At 60.7% G+C, this 22,137-nt stretch carries 15 protein-coding genes and 1 riboswitch; of the genes, 5 read left to right on the forward strand and 10 right to left on the reverse strand.

Annotated elements, in window-relative coordinates; genetic code table 11:
- Positions 1-96: 96 nt before the first annotated feature.
- Together AAAV44_RS05455 and dpaL are read right to left on the reverse strand one after the other, a co-directional pair.
- A complete protein-coding gene (locus AAAV44_RS05455; protein ID WP_349114919.1) occupies positions 97-1,482 on the reverse strand; it encodes a YgeY family selenium metabolism-linked hydrolase in 1,386 nt (461 codons plus the stop codon).
- 237 nt (positions 1,483-1,719) lie between these two features.
- Positions 1,720-2,934, reverse strand: coding sequence for a diaminopropionate ammonia-lyase (dpaL, locus tag AAAV44_RS05460; RefSeq protein ID WP_349114920.1), 1,215 nt, complete (start codon positions 2,932-2,934; stop codon positions 1,720-1,722).
- A 276-nt stretch (positions 2,935-3,210) separates the two neighbouring features.
- Here dpaL and AAAV44_RS05465 point away from each other — a divergent pair, with 276 nt between their 5' ends.
- The 3 genes from AAAV44_RS05465 (at position 3,211) to AAAV44_RS05475 (ending at position 5,778) form a co-directional block, all read left to right on the forward strand.
- The gene (locus AAAV44_RS05465; RefSeq protein ID WP_349114922.1) at positions 3,211-3,864 is read left to right on the forward strand and encodes a helix-turn-helix transcriptional regulator; all 654 of its coding nucleotides are present in this window, start codon (positions 3,211-3,213) and stop codon (positions 3,862-3,864) included.
- 124 nt (positions 3,865-3,988) lie between these two features.
- Entirely contained in the window at positions 3,989-4,975 is a 987-nt protein-coding gene (locus tag AAAV44_RS05470; protein ID WP_349114924.1) for a hypothetical protein, read from the forward strand.
- Between the two features lie 281 nt (positions 4,976-5,256).
- A riboswitch (SAM riboswitch) is annotated at positions 5,257-5,347 on the forward strand.
- Between the two features lie 8 nt (positions 5,348-5,355).
- Positions 5,356-5,778, forward strand: coding sequence for a hypothetical protein (locus AAAV44_RS05475; RefSeq protein ID WP_349104788.1), 423 nt, complete (start codon positions 5,356-5,358; stop codon positions 5,776-5,778).
- Positions 5,779-5,888: 110 nt separating this feature from the next.
- Here AAAV44_RS05475 and AAAV44_RS05480 read toward each other — a convergent pair whose 3' ends face one another.
- Both AAAV44_RS05480 and AAAV44_RS05485 read right to left on the reverse strand, forming a co-directional pair.
- Positions 5,889-6,623 carry a 3'-5' exonuclease gene (locus AAAV44_RS05480; protein ID WP_349114925.1) on the reverse strand — a complete coding sequence of 245 codons (735 nt, stop codon included), beginning with the start codon at positions 6,621-6,623 and terminating at the stop codon, positions 5,889-5,891.
- Positions 6,624-7,566: 943 nt separating this feature from the next.
- Entirely contained in the window at positions 7,567-8,946 is a 1,380-nt protein-coding gene (locus AAAV44_RS05485; RefSeq protein WP_349114927.1) for an ATP-binding protein, read from the reverse strand.
- 651 nt (positions 8,947-9,597) lie between these two features.
- Between AAAV44_RS05485 and AAAV44_RS05490 the strand changes: the two genes are divergently transcribed.
- Positions 9,598-10,596: a hypothetical protein gene (locus tag AAAV44_RS05490; protein ID WP_349104785.1), complete on the forward strand. Its 999-nt coding sequence runs from the start codon at positions 9,598-9,600 to the stop codon at positions 10,594-10,596.
- Between the two features lie 549 nt (positions 10,597-11,145).
- Here AAAV44_RS05490 and xdh read toward each other — a convergent pair.
- The 5 genes from xdh to AAAV44_RS05515 all read right to left on the reverse strand — a co-directional run bounded on the left by xdh (position 11,146) and on the right by AAAV44_RS05515 (position 20,521).
- On the reverse strand, positions 11,146-13,923 hold the full coding sequence (gene xdh / locus AAAV44_RS05495; protein WP_349114928.1) for a selenium-dependent xanthine dehydrogenase: 2,778 nt from the start codon (positions 13,921-13,923) through the stop codon (positions 11,146-11,148).
- Between the two features lie 12 nt (positions 13,924-13,935).
- Positions 13,936-14,415 (reverse strand): 4Fe-4S binding protein, encoded by a 480-nt coding sequence (locus tag AAAV44_RS05500; protein ID WP_006235055.1) that lies wholly within the window; start codon positions 14,413-14,415, stop codon positions 13,936-13,938.
- A gap of 11 nt (positions 14,416-14,426) precedes the next feature.
- Positions 14,427-17,426: a putative selenate reductase subunit YgfK gene (gene ygfK, locus AAAV44_RS05505; protein WP_349114929.1), complete on the reverse strand. Its 3,000-nt coding sequence runs from the start codon at positions 17,424-17,426 to the stop codon at positions 14,427-14,429.
- A 149-nt stretch (positions 17,427-17,575) separates the two neighbouring features.
- Positions 17,576-18,931, reverse strand: a complete 1,356-nt coding sequence (ssnA, locus tag AAAV44_RS05510) for a putative aminohydrolase SsnA (protein WP_195239335.1) — start codon at positions 18,929-18,931, stop codon at positions 17,576-17,578.
- Positions 18,932-19,126: 195 nt separating this feature from the next.
- Positions 19,127-20,521, reverse strand: a complete 1,395-nt coding sequence (locus AAAV44_RS05515; protein ID WP_055285183.1) for a solute carrier family 23 protein — start codon at positions 20,519-20,521, stop codon at positions 19,127-19,129.
- A 352-nt stretch (positions 20,522-20,873) separates the two neighbouring features.
- On the opposite strand from AAAV44_RS05515, the gene AAAV44_RS05520 reads away from it, so the two are divergent.
- Entirely contained in the window at positions 20,874-21,530 is a 657-nt protein-coding gene (locus AAAV44_RS05520) for a PAS domain-containing protein (RefSeq protein WP_233506175.1), read from the forward strand.
- A gap of 112 nt (positions 21,531-21,642) precedes the next feature.
- On the opposite strand, the gene AAAV44_RS05525 is transcribed toward AAAV44_RS05520, so the two are convergent.
- Positions 21,643-22,020 carry a Rid family detoxifying hydrolase gene (locus AAAV44_RS05525; RefSeq protein WP_118385339.1) on the reverse strand — a complete coding sequence of 126 codons (378 nt, stop codon included), beginning with the start codon at positions 22,018-22,020 and terminating at the stop codon, positions 21,643-21,645.
- Positions 22,021-22,137 lie beyond the last annotated feature (117 nt).

The raw sequence follows: 22,137 nt of genomic DNA on the forward strand, positions 1-22,137 counted from the left end.
TGAGGAAGCATGGAAGATAACGACTGCGGGCCCCAAGTCAACAGGAGGTGCCGGGGGCATAAGCTGTCCCCGGCTCAACAAGATCGAGGAATGGGACTAATCGATCTTGTTGTTGGTCAGACCGGCGCGGAACACGGTGGCGTCGCCATCGGCCAGGCTCGGATCGTAGAGGTTCAGGGCAGCCACGTACATGGCGGCAGCGGTGACCAGGTCGTCCTTGTAGGTGACCTCGTTGGGAGCGTGAGCCTGAGACTCAGCACCCGGGCCAAAGCCCACGCAGGGGATGCCGTAGCGGCCCTGGATGGAGACGCAGTTCGTGGAGAAGGTCCACTTGTCGCACAGCGGGCGACCGGCGCGCTTGTCCATGCTGGGCTCGCAGCCGATGCGTTCGTCACCAAACATGGCCTTGTGAGCGTCGACGAGGGCCTTGACGTGCGGGGCGGTCTCCTTGTTGATCCACGTGGGGAAGTAAGCCTCGGTCTCGTAGACCTCACCGGTCCAGGACGGACGGTCGTACATGTACATGGAGACCTTCACGTCGTCGCCGTACTTCTTGGCGGCCGGCAGGTTGCGGATCTCGTCCAGGCAGGACTCCCAGGTCTCGCCGGCGGTCATGCGACGGTCGATGGAGATGGCGCAGGAGTCAGCGACAGCGCAGCGGCTGGGGCTGGTGTAGAAGATCTGGCTGACGGTGCAGGTGCCGCGACCCAGGAAGCGGGCGTCCTCGAAGTGCTCGGGGTTGTACTTGGGGTCGAGCATCTTGACGAGGCCCTTGATGTCGGTCGACTCGTCGCAGCCGTTGTTGTTGAGGGCACGGACGTCGGCGATGATGTCGGCCATCTTGTAAATGGCGTTATCGCCGCGGTCGGGAGCGGAGCCGTGGCAGGAGGTGCCGTGAACGTCGACGCGAATCTCCATGCGGCCGCGATGACCGCGATAGATGCCACCGTCGGTAGGCTCGGTGGAAATGACGAACTCGGGCTTAATGCCGTCCTTGTTGTAGATGTACTGCCAGCACATGCCGTCGCAGTCCTCTTCCTGGACGGTGCCGACGACCATGATCTTGTAGCCCTCGGGGATGAGGCCCATGTCCTTCATCATCTTGGCAGCATAGGTAGCAGAAGCCATGCCGCCCTCCTGGTCGGAGCCGCCGCGGCCATAGATGATCTCGTCGGTCTCGTAGCCCTCATAGGGATCGGCGTCCCAGTTCTCGATGTTGCCGATGCCGACGGTGTCGATGTGGGAGTCGATGGCGATGATCTTGTCGCCCTCGCCCATAAAGCCCATAACGTTGCCCAAGCCGTCGACCTTGACCTCGTCATAGCCAAGGCTCTCCATCTCGGCCTTGATGCAAGCGACAACCTCGCCCTCCTCGCAGGACTCAGAGGGATGGGAGATCATAGCGCGCAGGAAGCGAGTCATATCAGCACGATGGGACTCAGCAGCGTTTTTAATTGCCTCGAAATCGAGTTCCTTAGTCATAACAGTCAACCTTTCTACAAGGGTTTACCTACAGGTAGATATTTCAGATAGATCACTTGTGCCAAGCAGTGTGAGGTCGAGTACCCGGCAAGCAAGTAAACGTAGGAGGCGGACGGAGGACTTTGCTCCGTCGCGAGTTCCGCACGAGCCGGAGAGCACTTAATGTGCTCTCCGTGCGAGCAGGACTGTCCGAGCAGGGAGTAAAGTCCTCCGGCTGCCTCCGGACAGGTCAGTCTGCTAGCAGGTCGGATACTCGCCCTCCCAGACGATGCGACGGTACTGATCCGGATCGGTGTCACCCTCGGTGGAGAAGCAGAGCACGGAGCTCGTCTTGTCCAGGCCGATGAGCTCCTTGAGCTCGGCGTACTCGGGATCGAGCATGAGGGTCTCGACCAGGCCGGTGGTCACCGCGCCGGACTCGCCGGAGATGACGCGCGGGTCGCCCTTCTCGGGAGCGCCCAGGGTGCGCATGCCGCGAGCGGTGACCCAGTCGGGGCAGGACACGAAGGCGGTGGCGTGGTTGCGCAGGATATCCCAGCCCAGAATGTTGGGCTCGCCGCAGCACAGGCCGGCCATGATGGAGGGCATGTCGCCGTCCACGATGCGCGGGTCGCCGTCGCCGGCGGCAGCGCCCTTGTACAGGCAGGCGGCAGGAGCGCACTCGACCACAACGAAGGTGGGCGGGTTATCGGGATACAGGTTGGTAAAGTAGCCCACCACGGCGCCGGCGAGCGAGCCTACACCAGCCTGGACAAAGACGTGCGTCGGGCGGTTGATGGCCATCTCGCGCAGCTGCTCGGCAGCCTCGGAAGCCATGGTGCCGTAGCCCTCCATGATCCAAGACGGGATCTTCTCGTAGCCCTCCCAGGCGGTGTCCTGAACGATGACGCCGCGCTCGCAGGCATCGGCCTCGGCGGCGGCCATGCGCACGCACTCGTCGTAGTTGACCTCTTCGATGGTCACCGTGGCGCCCTCGGCGGCAATGTTATCGAAGCGGGGCTTGGTGGAACCCTTGGGCATGTGCACGACGGCCTTCTGACCCAACTTGTTGGCAGCCCATGCCACGCCGCGGCCATGATTGCCGTCGGTGGCGGTAAAGAAGGTGGCCTGGCCAAAGTCCTTGGCAAGCTGATCGGAGGTCAGGTAATCGAAGGTGCACTCGGCAACGTCCTTGCCGGTCTCGTCGGCAATGTAGTTGGCCATGGCAAACGAACCGCCCAGAACCTTAAAGGCGTTGAGGCCAAAGCGATAGCTCTCGTCCTTAACGCACAGGTTGGACAGGCCCAGGCGCGCAGCCTGACCGTCCAGGCGGGCAAGCGGAGTGACGGTATATTGAGGGAACGACTGGTGGAAGGCGCGGGCCTTCTTCACGTGGTCGAGGCTCATGATTCCCAAGTGCTTGTCATCGCTCTTGGGCATCGCGTTGCCCGTCCACTGGATCTTATCGGCCATACGGTGAACTCCTTAAGTCCTCTCTTGCCGGCCCCGCATACGCGTTTCAGCCCATTCCCATTCATGCGACTGAACTTTTATGTGGATGCCAAACAAAAAGTTTGTTAGCACTGTTCTATCACACTTTTTGATTGGAAAACCTAACAAATTGTTTGTTGCCGTAATCGGTACCTTTTCGCCGCCGAACGGTCATGAATTGCCTTGTTGATGGATTTGTTTGCTGTCATGTGTGGTTTATGGCACAGTGAGCCCAAACTAATTTTTAGGAAGGTACCCATGACCCCCGCACAGATTGAGTTTTACAAGCGCCTCGCACACGGTCTGGCGCTCCAATTTGGCCCCAACTGCGAAGTCGTCGTCCACGATCTGGAGACCGAGGACGTGGACCACTCCATCGTAGTGATCGAAAACGGCCACGTCAGCGGGCGCAAACTGGGTGACGGCCCCAGCCATATCGTGTTTGAGTCCATGCACGAGGGCGCCACCGACGTACACGACCGCGAGCCATACCTCACCAAAACCACCGATGGCAAGCTGCTCAAGTCCTCGACCATCTTTATCCGCAACGACGAGGGCAAGCCCGTCGGCATTTTGGGCATCAACTTTGACATTACGCTCATGAAGGCTTTTGAGCGTTCGCTCGATGCCTTTACCGGCACCGGCGGCTCGGGCTACACCGAGCCCGAGCCCATTACCAAAAACATCGGCGACCTGCTCGAGGACCTGCTGCACGAGTGCGAGCAGTTTGTGGGCAAGCCCGCGGCACTCATGACCAAAGACGAGCGCATTCGTGCCATTGGTTACCTCGACCGTCGCGGTGCCTTCCTCATTTCCAAGTCGAGCGAGCGCGCCTGCGAGTTCTTTGGCATCTCCAAGTACAGCTTCTATAGCTACCTCAATGAGGCCAAGGCGGCGGCCGGCGACAAGTAGGCACTCGCCCGGATTGCCCCTCCCCCTTTTGGGTGCGAGTTCTGGAAAGCACGAATCCAAGACCGGGCCGCTTGGGAAGTTCCATATAATCGATGTCATTAGCATTTCGAAAGGATGGAACAGAATGGCGTTGAGCAAGGCATCATGCACCGGTCGCGGATTGATTCCGGCAATTGGTGGACATGTGCACCGCATGTTCGATGAGGGTGAAGACGACCTGTTTTCGCTGAGCCTTGACGACGTGATGGATGATCGCCCGTGGACCGCCGACGAACTCATGAGCGGCGGGGCTCGCCCGTCAAGTCCCAATCCCGCACTTGCGCCTAAGACCGCATCTGCGCCGACTCCTGCGCAGCCGGCTGTTTCGACGCCCGCGCCTACACCCGCACCCACTTCGGCGCCCACGCCCGCTCCCCGCCCCGCAAGCGACCCGTCCGAGACGGCGGCATTTCTCGCAGCAGCGACGCAGGGCAAATCGGCCGACAGCACCGTTATGTACAGCGCCCAGCAGTTGCCTGTTCCTGCGGCACGCAAGCCTCCGGTCACAAGGCTCGATGAGCCCGTTGCCCATCAGGTTGTCCACGATTCCTGGGCCGCAGCCGATCTGGATGAGACCTCTACCGGCATGCCGGCGCTCGATGTTCCAGTTAACCCGCTTTTTGCCGCCAACACGAGCGCCGCGGACTATGAGGGCGATGCGGCATATTCCGATTATTCCGATGGCCATGCTGGCACCGGTCGCATCGAGACCGAGGATTATGGCACCGCATCGAGCGATTATCTCAACGATCCGTACGCTGCCACGCCTGCACCGGAATATGACCCGGAGGCCGCGTCCGCGCCGGCGTATACCAAAAGCACGGGCGAAGAGCGCTTCGCCGATTATTACGCCGAGGAAAAGGCGCTGCGTTTCTCGGAATTTCCGCAGGCAGTCAAGGTTGCCTTTATCGCCATTATCATTGCCCTGCTCGGTGTCATTGCGTTTGAAGGATTCCAGCTGTTCCGCGGCCCCACCGCGTCCGAATCGGCAACGCAGCAAAAAGAGGACGACAACCAGTACCTGGACATCAACACCCTCAAGGGCGACCCCAACGACGGGGACGACGAGTAGCGAGGGCTGAAGGCGGCCACAGGATCCTGCATCCAGCACCGGCTTCTAAGTGCTGTTTTGTCATCCAGCCACACTTTTCCGAAGTTTTAAGGTGCCTATTTCGACACTTTTCCGTACTTTTACACGGCTGATTTCGACACTTTTCCGGATGAAAGCCGAATAATCACTTGGGAAACCAGCGCCATCCGCGCGTCATTTCGCGGATGGCGCTTGATTTCTGTCCGTACACGTTGAGTCCGTACACGTTGATAGACTTCCTCTTGCCCGCAAGGAGCGGGCACGTTTTATCCAGAGTCGGGGTAGAGAGTTGGCTCCACGATCCCGACGCCAACCGGCCAAAAGGCACGGTGGCCCTGCCAACATCGATGAAAGGAGTCCGTATGGACAATTTCTCTGTGCGCAGCGAGCGCAACTTCCACAACCTGGCAGCCAAGCCAAAACGAATGCATCTTCTGGACAAGCAGAACGGCTACGCCTCGGCCATGGTCAAGAGCAGCCTCTCCCACCAGATGCGCTTCACGGTGCAAAAGCTCGAGAAAGAGTTCTGCGTTGCCGGCGACCCGCATGTGTTGCAGATCAAACTGTCCGGAGACGATTCGCGTGAGCCGTCTAGCTGGGAGCGGTTTGCCGATGGCGCGTGCGTTGCGGGCGGGTCGGGCATCTTTGCCCGCGAGTGCTTCTGCGAGGGCGCCGAGGTATTCCTGGATCTGTGCCGCGACGCCGTACGCGCGGCCGAGCTGCGGCAGTGGAGCGAAAGGGAGTACGAGCTGTTGAGTGCGGCCCGCGGGATTGCGATGGTGTAGGCAGACAGACCAGACAGCTCGTCATACTGGTTGACGCTTCGATTCAAACAGCAGTGCGAAGTCGCGCTTACAGCCCTGCCATGCCAAACCGAATGGCGTTCTCAAAAGGCCTACCTCCCCTCCGCCTTCAGCCTCAGCAGCAGGTCGCCCAGCTCGGGGCACTTGCTGGAAAGGCGCGTCTGGGCTCGCTCGCCCACCCCCCACCGCTGGCGGACTTCCTGGACGTGCGGGCTCACGCGGTAGCCCCCATCCATCACCTGCTTGAGCAGCTTGGCGGTCACGCGCGCATCGGCTAAGGCGCTGTGGGCGTGACCCGTCGACTCGTCGAACTCGATGCCAAACCACGTTGCCGCGTCACTCAAAGAGATGCACCCGTGGCTGCCCACGTCCATGATCGAAGTGTAAAACGCCTGCAGGTCGGCCCAGTCCGTAGGAAATGCGGAAAGGTCCATGTGCTTTGCCTGGCACTCGGTCATAAGCTGTCGATGATCCGCCCCGCTCCAGCAAACTATCTGGGCGGAGTAGCGACCGATCCAATCGCTGAGTCTTTTGATCACCACATAGAGCGGATCAGCCATCGCGGTGTCCACGGCCGATATCCCCGTAAGCTCGCGGACGGGAAACGCAACGCCTTCGGTAAATTCTGTCTGCACAAACTGCGAGAACTCGCCCATAACGTTGCCGCGGTTATCGAGCTTAACCGCGCCGACCTCGATAATCTCGTTGCGCAACCCGCGGCGCTGGCGCTGCCTTGGCACCGGCGCAAACTCAAAGTCCAGCACGATCTGGCGCGCAAAGTTCGTCGTATCGATAGCCGAGATACACGGCGTCTTTTTGTCTGGCACGGCGAGGGCCTTTCTCCGTCAGCTGCCGCCTGTTTCACAGGCAGCTACATTGCCGTAAGGATAGGCGCCCGTGCGGACATGAAGGCGGGACGCAATGCCACGCGCGCCAGGCACACGCCATGTAGACCGCCCCAAGAGAGTCGCCCGCTCTACTCAAATGCATGAAAAAGTTTAGGCCCGGTGACTTGAATCAGCGGTCATCCCGGGCCCATCAGAGCTCACAGAGCTCTTGGTTGCTTTGGTCTCGCTCTTCACGGCGCTTATCGAACTTTCCGAGGCACTCAAGCAGCATTCGAAGCATAACAAGTCACTGCCATTAAGGCGCTGACCTCTTGACCAAGCAACGGCGCTGCCCAGCTCTTCACCACTTGGGCTGCCGTCGACTTTATTCTATCCGCGAGCATCTGGTTTACCAAATGGATTTTCGGTAAAGGAAGCACGGCACGCCCGCAAAACCACTACGCCCCAAGTGCCGCCATGGGGATCACCGCCACGCCGTCGTCGTGTGTGCAGGCAATGCTTCCCTTTCCAACCACAACCGCCAAAAACGCCGGCGCGGTATTCTAAGACGCGCTTTCCACTTGAAGCCATGTCGATTCTGGGACACAGTTTCCGCTTGAAGCCCATCCGGAAAGCACGTCCCATTCCGAGGCTTGAATCCGGGACGCAGTTTCCACTTGAGCTCCTGACGGGAAAGCACGTCCCACTCTGAAGCTCGATTCCGGAATACAGCTTCCGCCAGAGACCTCAACCGGAAACGGCATCCCACTCTGGAGCCAGAATCCGGGACGCATCTTCCTCTTGAGGACCGATCCGGAAAGTGCGTCCCAGTCTGAGCGCTCATTCCGGGATGCAATTTCCGCTGGCAGCCAGTACGACAACAGAGGGCCCCGTTCCAGCCATTCGAGGACAGGCTTTACCCCCGAGCAGCGTTATCCCGCCCTCACATCTCGGCAAACGAGATCAGCTTGACGTCTCCCCTACTCTCCGCGGCATCCCGACATCCCTGCGTAAAGCCGCTTTTTGAGAAAAGTGCATAGCTTTTTCGTTGCCGTCTAAAGAGCTCGCTTCGGTGCACGAGCTTTTGCAGCACGTCTTCGCCCGCCGGTTCATTGCGCCATTTGCACTCCGCAAACAGCGCAGCGCCCTCGCCATCGTCAACAATCAAGTCGATTTCTTCCTGCGTATGCGTGCGATTGTCCGTCCCCCACCAGCGCCCGACGCTCGCCGGAACCACATCGAGCTGGCCCGCGCGCGCGAGTTCGTACACGTATTGTCTGCATATAAGCTCAAAGACCGTACCCATGTAATCCGATACGTGCGGCTCAATGCGCTTATACGCCATCTCGGCCATATCGTTTTGAATCAGCCCAATGTTCTGCGGAACAAACTTGTACCAGAACCTAAACATCTGGTCGCTCAGCAGATACACGGCTCGCTTATTGCTCGTCTCGTTTAGGGGCAGCTCGCGCTCGACAATCCCAAGCGACGCCAGCTTATCCACATAGCTCTTTACGTTGCTCGCAGGGATTCCCGTAGAGCTCGCAATCTCCGAGATCTTCGAGCGTCCCTGGGCAATTGCCTGCACGATCGCATCATATTGCTCGGGATTGCGGCACTCTTGCAATAGTAGGTTACTCGGCTCTTCAAAGAGATAGCCCGTAGGGGTAAGAAAAAGACGTTTGATGTTGTCCTTGAGCGATACGGTAGGATCGACTTTCTCGATATATGCAGGAATGCCGCCCGTCATGCCATAGCAAACTGCAGCATCTTCGCGACTCATGCTCTGCCACAGGCCGAGGGTCGTCGTAAAATCGAGCGGCATGATCTTAAACTGGGCCGTACGCCTACCGTATAGCGGACTCTCGTAGCCCAACACCTGTTCCTCCATAAACGAAAGAGACGAGCCGCATAGGATCAGCATGAGCCTGGTCTCTTTGTACAAGTGGTCGATCTTGTCTTGCAGCAACGAGCTGATTTCGGGATTCGATTGGGCGAGATAGGGATACTCGTCAATCACGACAATCAAACGTTCCGTGCGAGCCATGGTGGCCAATGCATCAAACGCCTCGTCAAAGCTACGAAACGACACGCCAGCAACACCAACGGAGCCCGCAAGTATCGCCTGGCTAAAGCCATGCAGGTTTGCCTCTGCATTGGTACGACGAGCTTGAAAGTAAATAGCCTTCTTGCCTTGGATAAACTCTGTGATAAGACGCGTTTTGCCCACGCGACGGCGGCCGTAAATCACAGGCATCTCAAAGAAGCCCGTGCCATACAGTCGATTGAGCTCGGACATTTCCGCCGTTCTTCCGATAAACATAGGGCCATCCTTCCTTTACGTTATAGCTAGCTATATTATACTTTCCTATAATATAGCTAGCTATAACGTAATTCGACAAGCGGCGCACGAAAAGGGGCGATACACCGCCGCACGTGGACCGTTCCGGAAAATGTATCCCGTTCTGGAGCCAAAAACTGGGCCGTAGTTTCCGCTAAGCATGCCATCCGGAAAGCGTGTCCCACCCCGAGGCTCGATTCCGGGACGCAGTTTCCGCTTGAGGCCCGATCCGGAAACGGCATCCCACTCCGAGGCCGAAATCTGGGACGCAGTTTCCGGTTGAGGGGCGTTCCGGAAAGCGCGTCCCATTCCGAACGTCAATTCCGGGACATAGTTTCCGCCGACACAGACGACGACCTGCAGCCCTTATCACATGCCTTCAAATATGCGATCCAGAAACACAAAACAGCAGATAGAATGCTCTTTTTCAAAAAGTACACGTCTCGAAACTTACCCAGTCTTCATAACTCGCTACCGTTCAAGGTCGCCGATTACCGCCCACCGATTCGGATGTAAAAATGTCGCCGAAAACAGGCCATCTATCTGCATGGTTAGATTTTGGTCAGCTTTTGGTCAGCTGAGTGGCAAGTTCCAGCTGATACGTTTTTGCTACCCAAAAGGAGGCGGTAGCTCATGACCCATTACAATGACCAACTCATCGACCAGCTGCTCACTCAAGCCGAACAAGAGGGGCGCTGTCTGATTCCCCCGAGCACGGCGATCCGAAAAGCGCTCCTTCGGCGCACCGGCGGCACGGTTGTCTCGCCCATGTCGGGGTTGTTTGCGCGCAAAATGCGCTGGGATGAGCTCAACCGGGCGCAGCGTCATTGCGAGATTATTCGCGCCCTTGCGATCATCCACCCCGATTGGACGTTCTGCTCGTTTTCGGCAGCTTGCCTGCTGGGGCTCGAGGTCTCGTGGCGACACCTGAACGTTGTGCATGTCTGCAGCTCGACAAAGCCGTCGGCTCGCCCAGGCGTCCGAATCCAGCGGCATCAGATTGAGCCGGCCGGAGCAATACACAGAGCCGGCATATCGGTAACGCCGCCCATTCAAACGGTGACGGATTGCCTGCTGCAAACTGGTTTTGCCGACGGCATGCCCATTGCCGATTCGGCGATCTCAAAGCTTGGCCTAACGCAAGAGCAGCTGATGGCGGCCGTCGAGCAACGAGCGAGCACTCGCAACGACCGGGCCATCCGCACCGCCCTCACGACACTTCGGTATGCCGACGCCCGCGCCGAGAGCGGTGGAGAATCAGTCGCCCGCGCCGTCATGATCGAGACCGGCTTCGCACCCGACCAACTGCAATACGAGCTGACGGACCCCTTCGATTCGACCGAGACTATGCGAACGGACTTTGCCTGGGAGCGCCAGGCGCGGGAGCTCACGTTGGGAGAACTCGACGGGTTCGTCAAATATACCGACCAGGCCATGTTAGCCGGGCGCACCACCGCCGAGGCGCTCGTTGCCGAACGACAGCGCGAGGCGCACCTATCGCTCTACGGTCATCCTCTGCTGCGCTTTACCATAAACGAGGTCCGCTCGGCAGGAGTGCTCGCCAAAAAGCTGCAGACGGCAGGCATCCGGCAGACCGCGCTACCGACATGGCTCAACGATATTGAGCTGTAGGAGCTGCTAGGCCACGCATCGCCGAATCGCATCCCCCTATCTGGGCCGCGTTTTCCCAACGGCCACGCCAACGGAAAGCGCGTCCCAGGCTGGACGCTCAAAACGGGATGCACTTTCCGGATGGCGGGCCTAGCGGAAAGCGTGTCCCGGAATCAGGCCTCGGAACGGGTCGTGCTTTCCGGTTGAGTCCTTCAGCGGAAACCGCATCCCGGAATAAACGCTCAAACTGGGATGCACTTTCCAAACGACCGGCCAGCGGAAAACGCATCCCATTCTGAGGCATGATTCCGGGACACAGCTTCCGGTTGAGGACCGATCCGGAAAACGAATCCCATTCTGAGCGTCGAATCCGGAACACAGTTTCCGCCAGATGCTCTACCGGAAAGCGCATCCCATTCTGAACGCCAATTCTGGGACGCAGTTTCCGTATGCGGAGGCGCTCCAAACAAAAGGCCCCGGCTCGCGATGGAGCCGGGGGCCAAAGGCGCAGCATATGCAGTTGATATTGAGCGCGAACAGCCCATCAGCAATGGCTGTCCGCGCTCTACCCTACCCGCGGTGACGAGCGCGGCTGTAGGGCGTATCCACCATGGGCAGATCCGGACGCAGCTTGCCGTCAAATGCGCGATAGGCGTTCTGTACGGCGGGCGCCGTGGGGATCGTTGCGATCTCGCCGATGCCCTTGCCGCCGTATGCCACGGGCAGCAGCTCGTCCTTCTCCACGTAGATGGCGTGGATATCCGGTATTTCGGGCGCACGGAACAGCCCGAGCGTACCGTACCTTGCCTGGGGTACGCAGTCCTTGAGCGGCCAGTCCTCGGTAAGCGCATAGCCCATACCCATGAGCACACCGCCTTCGATCTGACCCTGGATGGAGATGGGGTTGACCACCTTGCCGGAATCGTGCGCGGCATAGACCTCGCTCACGCGGCCGTCATCATCCAAAATGACCACATGCGTGGCAAAGCCGTAGCAGATATGGCTCTTGGGGTTGGGAACGTCGGCGCCCAGTTTGTCGGTCGGCTCCAGGTACACATAGCCAAACTCGCATCCCTCGAGCGCCTTAATGGCGGTCGCGGGATCCCGAGGATGCATGCCCTGGCCGGCGACGAGTTCCTGCGTGCGCAGCTGGTAGGCGCGACCGTCGTCGTACTCAATCTTGACGCCGTCGCCATGCGCGCTCACGGGAGCATCGGGTGCGGGCTTGCCGGCCTCGATGCCAACCATGGCATCGCGCAGCAGGAAGGCGGCACCGCGCACGGCCTCGCCGGTCACGACCGTCTGACGCGAGCCAGACGTGGTGCCGGAGTCGGGAGCGTTTTCGGTGGAGCACTCGCCATTGGCAATGCAGCGAAGCGGCAGACCGCATGCCTCGGCAACGTCCTGCAAAAAGACGGTGTTACAGCCCTGGCCGATGTCGGACGTGGCGGCGTAGACCACGGCGCGGCCATCCTCGATGCGAATCTTGCAGCGGCCGGCATCGGGCAGGCCCACGCCCACGCCGGCGTTCTTCATGGCGCAGGCGATACCGGCATGTCCAGGATGCGCGTAGTAGGCATCCTTGACCTCGAGCAGCGTCTCCTTCAGCGCCGTGGAGCAGTCGGCAATCTGGCCGTTGGGCAGAACCTCGCCCGGCTCGATGGCGTTACGGTAGCGGATCTCCCACGGATCCAGGCCGACCTTCTCGGCCAGCAGGTCGATCAGGCTCTCGAGCGCAAACTCGGACTGGCAAACGCCAAAGCCGCGGTACGCACCGGCGGGCGGGTTGTTGGTGTAGTAGCCAAAGCCGCGAATGTCGGTATTCTGGTACTTGTAGGGGCCGACGGCATGCGTGCAGGCGCGCTCGAGCACCGGGCCGCACAGCGACGCATAGGCGCCGGTGTCAAAATTGATCTCGCAATCCAGGCCGGTAAAGTTGCCCTCGGCGTCGCAGCCCAGCGTAAAGGTGCCGTCCATGGCGTGGCGCTTGGGATGGAACGCGAGCGACTCGGCGCGCGTGAGCTTGCACTTCACAGGACGCTGGAACTTATAGGCGGCGAGCGCGGCCAGATGCTGGATGGACACGTCCTCCTTGCCGCCAAAGCCGCCACCCACGAGCATGGTCTCCACAACCACGCGCTCGGGTTCGCTATCCCAGCCAAACATGTGGGCGCACTCTTTGCGCGTATCGTAGGCGCCCTGGTCGGTCGACTGTACCTTGACGCCGTTCTTGTACGGGAAGGCAACGGCGCACTCGGGCTCCAAGAAGGCATGCTCGGTAAAGGGCGTGGTAAAGCGCTGCGTCACGGTAAACGCGCTCTCTGCCAGCGCCTTGGCGGCGTCGCCGCGCGTCACGTGACGGCTCTGACACACGTTGTCCTTGAGCTCCACCGTGTTGCCGAAGGCAAAGAAGCTGTCATGCAGGCGCGGGGCATCGGCGGCCCTGGCCTCGACAATGTTGCGCACGGGCTCCAGCGGCTCGTAATCGATCTTTACGAGCTTCTTGGCCTTTTCGAGCGTCGCTTCGTCCTCGGCAACCACCAGCACGATAGCGTCACCCACGCAGCGGGTGATATCGCCCTGGGCGATCATGACGTCCCAGTCCTGGATAAGGTGGCCGACCTGGTTGACCGGCACGTCCTCGGCGCGCAGGATGCCCACCACGCCGGGCAGGGCCTCGGCCTTGGAAGTATCGATGGAGAGCACACGGGCGCGCGGGTACTTGGAGCGCACGGCGCTGGCATAGGTCAGACCCGGCTGATCGAGCTCGTCGATGTCGTCGGGATACTTGCCCTCGCCGAGCACCTTCTTGCGCACGTCGATGCGGAAGGCGCGCTTGCCCACGCCGTAGTCGTCGCCGCGCTCCAAATCCTCGTCGATCTGCTTTTCGCCACGGAGCACCGCAGCTGCCAGCGAAATGCCCTCGATAATCTTTTTGTAGCCGGTGCAGCGGCAGACATTGCCACGGATGGCGTACTTGATCTGCTCCTCGGTGGGCTCGGGGTCCTCGGCGATCAGCGCTGCACCCGCCATGACCATGCCGGGGATGCAAAAACCGCACTGCACGGCGCCCACGGCGCCAAAGGCGTACACAAAGGCCTCGCGCACGTCCTCGGGCAGGCCCTCGACGGTCACGATGTTACGGCCGGCGGCAAGAGCAGTGGTCAGTACGCACGCCTTGACGGCCGCACCGTCCACATGGATGGTGCAGGTGCCGCAGGCGCCCTCGGAGCAGCCGTCCTTGGCGGAGTGAATGTGCAGGTCGTCGCGCAGATAGCGCAGCAGTGGTTTATTCTCCGTCGTCGTGCGCTCGACGCCGTTAACGGTAAAAGTGAATTCCTGTGCCATGGTGATTCCCTTCTACACGCCGGCGGCGATGCCGGTGCGGTCGTGGATGGCGCCATGCGGGCAGACGACGGCGCACATGCCGCACGACAGACAGTCCACGCCGTCGATATGGGCACAGTTGTCCTCGATGCGGATAGCGCCGGCAGGGCACTTTTTGGCGCACATACCGCAACCGATGCAGCTCGTGTCGCAGATCTTGCGCGCAATGGCGCCCTTATCGGTGTTGTTGCAGCGCACCAGAATGTTCTGGTAGCCGGGAACGAAGGCAATCACGCGCTGCGGGCACGCCATGCCGCACAGGCCACAGCCCGTGCACTTGGAGCGATCCACGCGGGCGATGCCATCGACCAGCGCAATGGCGCCGTGGGGGCAGGCCGTGACGCAGGCGCCACAGCCAATGCAGCCTTCGCTGCAGCGGGCGTCGCCGCCTGCGGAGGCGCAACCACTTCCGCAGGCAACGTAGGCCACGTTATGTTGAATGGATTTGGCCATAAGAGACTCGCCTATTTCTTAAGAAGGTACGAATAGTTGTCGCGCACAGCCCTGATGGTCAGGCGGACGGCCTCGGGAAGACCGGTGTTGACGGCATCGACCGAGACGGTGCGGACCGTGCCGGCGACGCGAACCTTAAAGTGGTCCTCGTCCACGGCCAGGAAGCCCTCGTTCTCGGAGTTCTCCATGTCCTCCTCGCTCCAGAACAGGGTGAGCTTGTCCTTGTAGGGACGACCCTCCTGGTAGGGGCAGAACACGGCGCAGTTGCCGCACTCGTTGCACATGCCGTCGACGTGGACGACCTGATGCTTGGCGAGACCCGGCACCTTAATGGCAACGTTGGCGCGGTTGGGGCACACGTCGCAGCAGACCTCGCACACCGAGCCGCAGCCCAGGCAGCGAGTCTTGGTGCAGTTGCGCTTGTCGCGGCACAGCGACCCCTTGCGCTCGTAGCAGGTGTCCTCGCGACCGGCCTGAGCATTCTGGTAGGCGTACTTGTTAAAGTCCACGCCGGCGATGGCACGAGCGATCTCGGCGGCGTCGGCAATAGCCTCGACCACGGTAGCCGGACCGCGACGGCAGTCGCCCGCAGCCCAGACGCCCTCGACGCCGGTGGAGGTGGCGGCAAGGCGACCGCGACGGTCGTGCTCGACGCCCGCGGCATCGTACAGGCTGGCATCGATGCCCTCGCCCACGGCGCAGATCACCGTGGTGGCGGAAAGCTCGACGGTCTCGCCCGTGGCGACGGGGCTGCGACGGCCGCTTGCATCCGGCTCGCCAAGCTCCATAACGTCGCAGGTCAGCACGGCACCGTTGAGCGCCTTGGGCGCCAGCAGCTCGCAGAACTCAACGCCGTCGGCAAGAGCAAGATCAAGCTCTTCCTCGTCGGCGGGCATCTGCTTCTTGGTGCGGCGATACACCAGGCGCACGTTCTTCACGCCAGCCAGGCGCTTGGCCACGCGAGCCGCATCCATGGCGGTGTTGCCGGCGCCAATGACCACGACGTCCTCGCCCAGCTCGAGCTTCTCGCCCCTCTTGGCGGCCTCGAGGAACTCCAGCACGTCGAGCTCGGCATCCTCGCCCAGGCCCGCAGAGCCGGGCATCCAGGCGCCGGTGGCCACAACCACGTCGGTAAAGCCCTGGGCCTTGAGCTCGTCAATGGACTCCACGCGGGCATTGAGCTGCACCTTGGCACCAAAGGCCAGGCAGAGCTCGGCATCGTGGGAGATGTCATCGCTCGCAATGCGGAACTCGGGGATGACGTGACGGACCACGCCGCCGAGCGAATCGCGGGCCTCGAAGATGGTGACGGGCACGCCAGCGCGCGTCAGGAAGAACGCCGTCGCCAGGCCGGCCGGGCCGCCGCCGATAACGGCAACGTTGCGCTCGCCGTCGTTTGCGATGGTCTGGGCACGCAGCTTGGGCAGCACGGCGGTCATGGCCTCGCGGGCGGCCTTGAGCTTGCTGGCGCGAATCTGGGCGCCCTCGGGCTCGTAGAACGCACGCTCGCAGGCACGGCCGCAGGGATGCGGGCAGATGGTGCCGGTAATGAACGGCAGGGCGTTGCGCTCGATGATGATGTTGAGCGCGTCCTCGTAGCGGCCCTCGTCAACAGCCGCCAGATAGGCGGGAATATCCTGCTGGATGGGGCAGCTCGTGCGGCACGGCGTGGTAAAGCAATCGGAAAGCGGGCTCTTGCCGGCGACCTTGCGGTCGGGCAGCGGGCGCAGCGGCTTCTTGTAGAGCGGGTTGGTGAGTGAGTCGGTCTGGATCGCGGTCACAGCCTCGAGCGAGACGCCCGCGAACGGCTTGCCATCCAGGTCGGTAAACTCGCCGGCCATCTGGCTAAAGCGCTCGTAGCCACCAGGCTTGAGCACGTCGGTCGCCAGGGTGACGGGCCAAATGCCGGCATCGTACAGGGCGCGGATGTTGTAGACCGTGGCACCGCCGGAGTAGCTTATGCGCAGTTTGCCATCAAACTGCTCGGTAATGCGGCGGGCAGCCTCGATGGTCAGCGAGAACAGCGAACGGCCGGACATGTACATCTCGGTGGAGGGCAGCTCGTTCCTCGTCACGTCGACGGGGAACGTGTTGGTCAGCTTGACGCCAAACTCCAGGCCGTGCTCGGCGCACAGGGCAATCAGGCGCTCGAACATAGGCACGGCATCGGCCCACTGCAGGTCCTCGCGGAAGTGCGTGTCATCGAAGACGATGTAGTCAAAGCCCAGCTCGTTGAGGCGCTGGCGGGCAAACTCATAGCCCAGCAGCGTGGGGTTGCACTTGATGTAGGTGTTGAGACCCTTCTCGGTAATCAGATAGGTCGCGATGCGCTCGATCTCCGCCGGCGGGCAGCCATGCAGGGTGGACTCGGTGATGGAGTTGGAAACGCGTGCCGGGATGGACTCGACAAACGCGGCGTCGACATGCTCAAACTTGTCCAGGTTGGCGAGCGCCCACGTGCGGCACTCGTTCCAAACCTCGGAGCCGCTGGCGTCCTTCATGCCCTCAATGTACGCATCGACCTTGGGGCTCTTGATGCCCTCGAGGTCATAGCCCACGGACATGTTGAAGACAAAGCCGTCCGGGCTGCCCAGACCATACTCGCGGGCAATCAGGTGGCAGGCAAACCATGCCTTCACGTACTCGGCAAAGGCCTGCGGAACCTCGAGCTCGGTCGACCACTCGCAGTTGTAGCACTCGTCCTGCGCCACGATGCAGGGCTTGTTCACACACTTGGAGAGCTCCTCGCCGTCCATAACCTGAACGGTCTTGAGCTCAAAGAAGCGGGAACCGGCCACGTAGGATGCCACGATGTTTTGGGCAAGCTGCGTATTGGGGCCGGCGGCCGGGCCAAACGGGGTCTCGATGCGCTCGTCAAAAATGGGAAGCGCACCCTCCTGGTTGGTCGTGACCATCTTGCGCACGCCAAAGACGGCGCCCTGAGTCTTGTGCTCCTCGATGATCCAGTTCATCAGCTGCGAAAACGGGATCGGCCTCATGATGTCGCTCATAGTGAGCTCCTCTCTGTAACGCCCGGCGAGACCGCGCGGCGGGCGCAAATACGGTGTAGCGCTAGCACAGCGCCGGCGACCCCGCGGAGGCCGCCTATACGCGCGTCGGATGCGGCGAAACATCCGACGCGCGCGAATCTACTTGTGAATTAGTAGGTGCGATCGTTGAGCGTGCTCCAGAGCTTCTTGGACTCGGCCATGGTCCACGCGTTGATCTTGTCCTCATCAATGCCAACGAACTCGCGATCCTTGTACAGGACGCGGCCGTTGATGATGGTGGTGCGGCAGTTTTTGCCCATCATGCCAAAGAGCATGTGGCCGTCGATATTCTCCTCGCTCAGCGGCGTAAAGGGCTTGTAGTCCATAACGATGACGTCGGCGGCAGCGCCGGCCTCGAGCACACCGAGCTTGCGATCGAAGTACTTGCTCGCCATCTTGGCGTTGTTCTCGAACAGCATGGTCATGGCCTCACACCAGCCCACGTTGGGCATAGCGGCGTTGTGGCGCTGAATAATCAGGAAGACCTTAAGGCTCTCGAGCATATCGTGGGTGTAGGCGTCGGTGCCCATGCACACGGGGATGCCGCGGCGGAAGAACTCGAGCACGGGGGCGCAGCCCACGGCGTTGCCCATATTGGATTCGGGGTTGTTGACCAGCCAAGTGCCGGACTCCTTGACGATATCCATCTCGGCAGGCGTCACGTGGATGCAGTGGCCCAGCATGGTGTCGGGACCCAGCAGGTTGTGCTGCAGCAGGCGCTCGACGGGGCTGATGCCACCGCGGTTGAGGCGGGAGTCCCACACGTCGTTCATGCCCTCGCACACATGGATGTGGAAGCCGGTCAGGCCGTTGTTGGCCTCGGCCATCTTATCCATGGTCTCGTCCGAAAGCGTAAAGGTAGCATGTCCGCCAAACATGGCGGCGATCATGTGGTTGTCGTTATCGCGACGCTCCTTGGCGGCCCACTGGGCAAATTCGGCGTTCTCGGCAATGGCCTGGTCGCACTTTTCCTGGCCGCGGCGATCGGAGACCTCGTAGCACAGGCACGAACGCATGCCCAGCTCCTGAGCTGCATCCTTAATGGTAAAGAGGCTTCCCGGAATCTCGCAGAAGCTCGCATGGTGATCGAAGATCGTGGTGACGCCATCACGGATGGAGTCCAAAATCGTAGCATAGGCGCTGGCCTTGGTGCCGTCGAGCGTCAGGTTGTCGTCGATCTTCCACCACTGCTGCTCGAGATTCTCCAAGAAGTTGGTGGGGTTGCAGCCCTTAATGGCAAGGCCGCGGGCCAGACCCGAGTAGATGTGGGTGTGGCAGTTGATGAGTCCGGGCATGATGAGGTTGCCCTGGGCATCGACGTACTCGGCATCCGGGTACTTGGCCTTGAGCTCGCGCTCGGGGCCCACTTCGACGATCGTATCTCCGTCAATGGCGACCGCACCGTTTGGAATAAACGGGGTCTGAGCGTTGCGGGTAAAGACGGAACCGTTAGCGACCAGAAGCATGGATGCTCCCTTCAACATCAGAGGCGGGGTTTGACACCTCTGACATGGCGGAGTGCGAAGCGCCGGCCTACACCGGAAACGGGCCCTCTCCCGTCAACGCTTCACCAAAGGGACAAACCCTTTGAAGTGCGGCTTGGTGCCGCATGGCGTCGGCGGACGAGGCGATGCGTCCGCCGACGAATAGCACCGAATTGGTTACTTCTTGCTCTCGGGCAAGACCAGATCCACGGCAGCGTCCTTGGCAGCATCGATGTGCTGAGCCACGACCGGCGTCTGCGGAAGGATCAGGTTAAGGACAATGGCCATGATGGCGGTGGGGGTTACGGCATTGGAGCCGATGACGGTGGACACCCAGGCGGGCATACCCTCGCCGGCAAGGCAACCGCTGGCCATCCAGATACCCAGGCCAAAGACGACGGAGGTGCCGACGATGGTGGTAGTGCGCTGCGTGAGGCCCTCGCGGGTGAACATGCGCACGCCGTTCATGGTGATGGTGCCAAAGACGCCGACGGTCGCGCCGCCGATGACGGGCTGCGGGATAGCGGAAAGGACGGCAGAAAGCTGCGGGAACAGACCGGCGATGGCAAAGACGGCCGCAATGATCACAAAGACCCACTTGTTGACGACCTTGTTGGAGCAGATGATGCCCACGTTCTGGCCAAGGGCGCTGGTGGGAAGACCGCCCAGCAGACCGCCGACCATAGAGGTGAGGCCCTGGGACACGATAGCGCCGGAGAGCTCGCGCTCGGTGGGCATACGGTCGATGGAGCCCAGGCAGGCAGCGGAGACGTCACCGATAACCTGGATGGCAACCATGGGGAACACGACGGCGAGGGTAATGCAGACCTCGGGATCAAACTCGAGCGCGTAGGGCATGAGCTTGGGAAGAGCGAAGACCTGAGCGGTGGCGACGCTGGAGAAGTCGATCATGCCAAAGGGGATGGAGACGATCATGCCAACGATCATGCCAAAGAACACGGATCCCAGCTTGAGCGTGCCCTTGCCAAAGTTGGCGAGCGCAAAGACCACGGCGAAGGTGATAAGAGCGACGCACCAGGCCTGCGGGGTGCCCCACAGCGGCGTACCCATACCGCCGGCCATATACTTGACGGCCGTGGGATACAGCGAAACGCCAATGGAGAAGATGACCGTACCGGTCACGACGGGCGGGAACAGCCACTTGATCTTGCTGTAGGCCAGACCAAAGAGGACCGCAACGGCGCCGCCGACGATCTCGCCGCCCAAAAGCGCGCCAAAGCTAAAGCCCGATGCGCCCATGGCCTGCAGGGCCGGGAGGAACGCGAACGAAACGCCCATGACGATGGGCAGGCCGCCGCCGATGCGACGGAAGGGAGCGAAGGCCTGAAGGGCCGTGTCGATTGCCGAAAGAATAAGCGCGACCTGAATGATGTCGGTGCTCTGCTGGCTATTAAAGCCGTAGACGCCGGCCATGATGACCGCCGGGGTAATGATGCCGGCAAACGATGCCAGTACGTGCTGAAGGGCACACGGGATCATTTCCTTAACGGGAGGCATGCCTTCGCGAGTGAACAGGGCTTCAGTGCCGTTCGTAACCGTCTCCTGGGTCATTTGACCACCAATCCTCGAAGTAGTTGTTTTCGCATCTAACGCTCTATTGTGACGCAGTGCGGGGTTGAGGTTGTGCCTTCATTGCATATCGTATTAAAGATGATTCTCATTCTCAATAATAATTTTTTGTTATCAGACTATTCTTCAGCTGAAATACCGCATTTCCGCAGGTCAGGAAAGTGTCTGGTCAAAATAACATCTAACTTTTCTTTTGGTCAACCGTTTACCGCTAAATTCCTACCGTTCGTCTGCATTACGCAATGTACCTGCGGATATACGAGATGATGGGCAGCGTGTTACCATGAGAAAAAATTGTTATGAACATTTCCGATTTCACCCAAAGGAGTTGCCCGTGAACGAGACCGTACGTCGCTTTTTGCCGATGGTCGATTTTCTGGAGCAGATACTCGGCAAAAACAGCGAAATCGTGCTGCACGATTTCTCGGATCCCGACCACGCCATCGTCGATATTCGCAACGGCATCGTGAGCGGCCGCAAGGTCGGCGGTCCCGCCACCGATCTGGCACTCAAGATCATGCACGACGCCAAGTATCGCGACCTGCCGTTTATTACGGGCTACGAGGGCCGCGGCGCCGGCGGCAAGACGTTGGAGTCAGCGACGTACTTTATCCGCGAGAATGACGAGATCGTCGGTATGCTCTGCGTCAACACCGACCTCTCGACCGTACGCTCCATCAACGCCATGGCGCAGCAGCTCATGGCGTGCTTCGACGCGGCGCCGACGCGCACGGAGCCCGCCCCTATCGAGGTCGAAAGCCTTTCGGAGTCCACACAGGAGCTCATCGACCGCAGCATTGCCGAGTTGCTGAGCGCGCGCGGGCTGGATGTAGCGTCGCTTGGTCAGAGCGACCGCGTGGACGTCATTCGCCACCTCAACGGCAACGGGGTGTTCATGCTCAAGGGCGCCGTGGCCTGCGCCGCCGCCGCGCTGGGCATCTCAGAGCCCAGCGTCTACCGCTACCTGCAAAAAGTCCGCAAGGAAGGCTAACGAGCAAAATGAAGCGCGGCTCCACAAGCGATCCGTCACTTGACAAAAGACCCTGCAGCTCGCACGCGCTGCAGGGTCTTTTTGCATGTCATGTTTAGTTGTGGCCAACGCCTTAGAGAGCGGCGGCGACCTCGATCTCGACCAGACCGCCAGCCGGAAGGGCGGCAACCTGGAAAGCGCTGCGCGCGGGGAACGGGGCCTCGAACTTGGAGGCGTAGATCTCGTTCACGGCAGCGAAGTCGGCAATGTCGGCCAGGTAGACCGTGGTCTTGACGACATCGGCAAAGGTGGCGCCGGCAGCGGTCAGCAGGGCCTCGACGTTGGCGAGGGACTGCTTGGCCTGGGCCTCGACGCCCTCGGGCATCTTGCCGGTTGCGGGGTCGATGCCCAGCTGGCCGGACAGGAACACCATGTTGCCGGCCTGGATACCGGGGGAATACGGGCCGATGGCTGCGGGTGCGTTATCGGAAGACACGACAGTCTTGCTCATGTTTTTCTCCTTACAATCAAATAGAGAGCGTGAGCGCGGTGTTCACACCGGGAGGCACAGTTCGGTCTGAACACCGCGCTTGATTGGGATAGTACTCAAGGTTTCCGTGCGATGCAA

It is taken from the genome of Collinsella sp. CLA-AP-H1 (genome assembly GCF_040092945.1).
GTDB lineage: Bacteria > Actinomycetota > Coriobacteriia > Coriobacteriales > Coriobacteriaceae > Collinsella.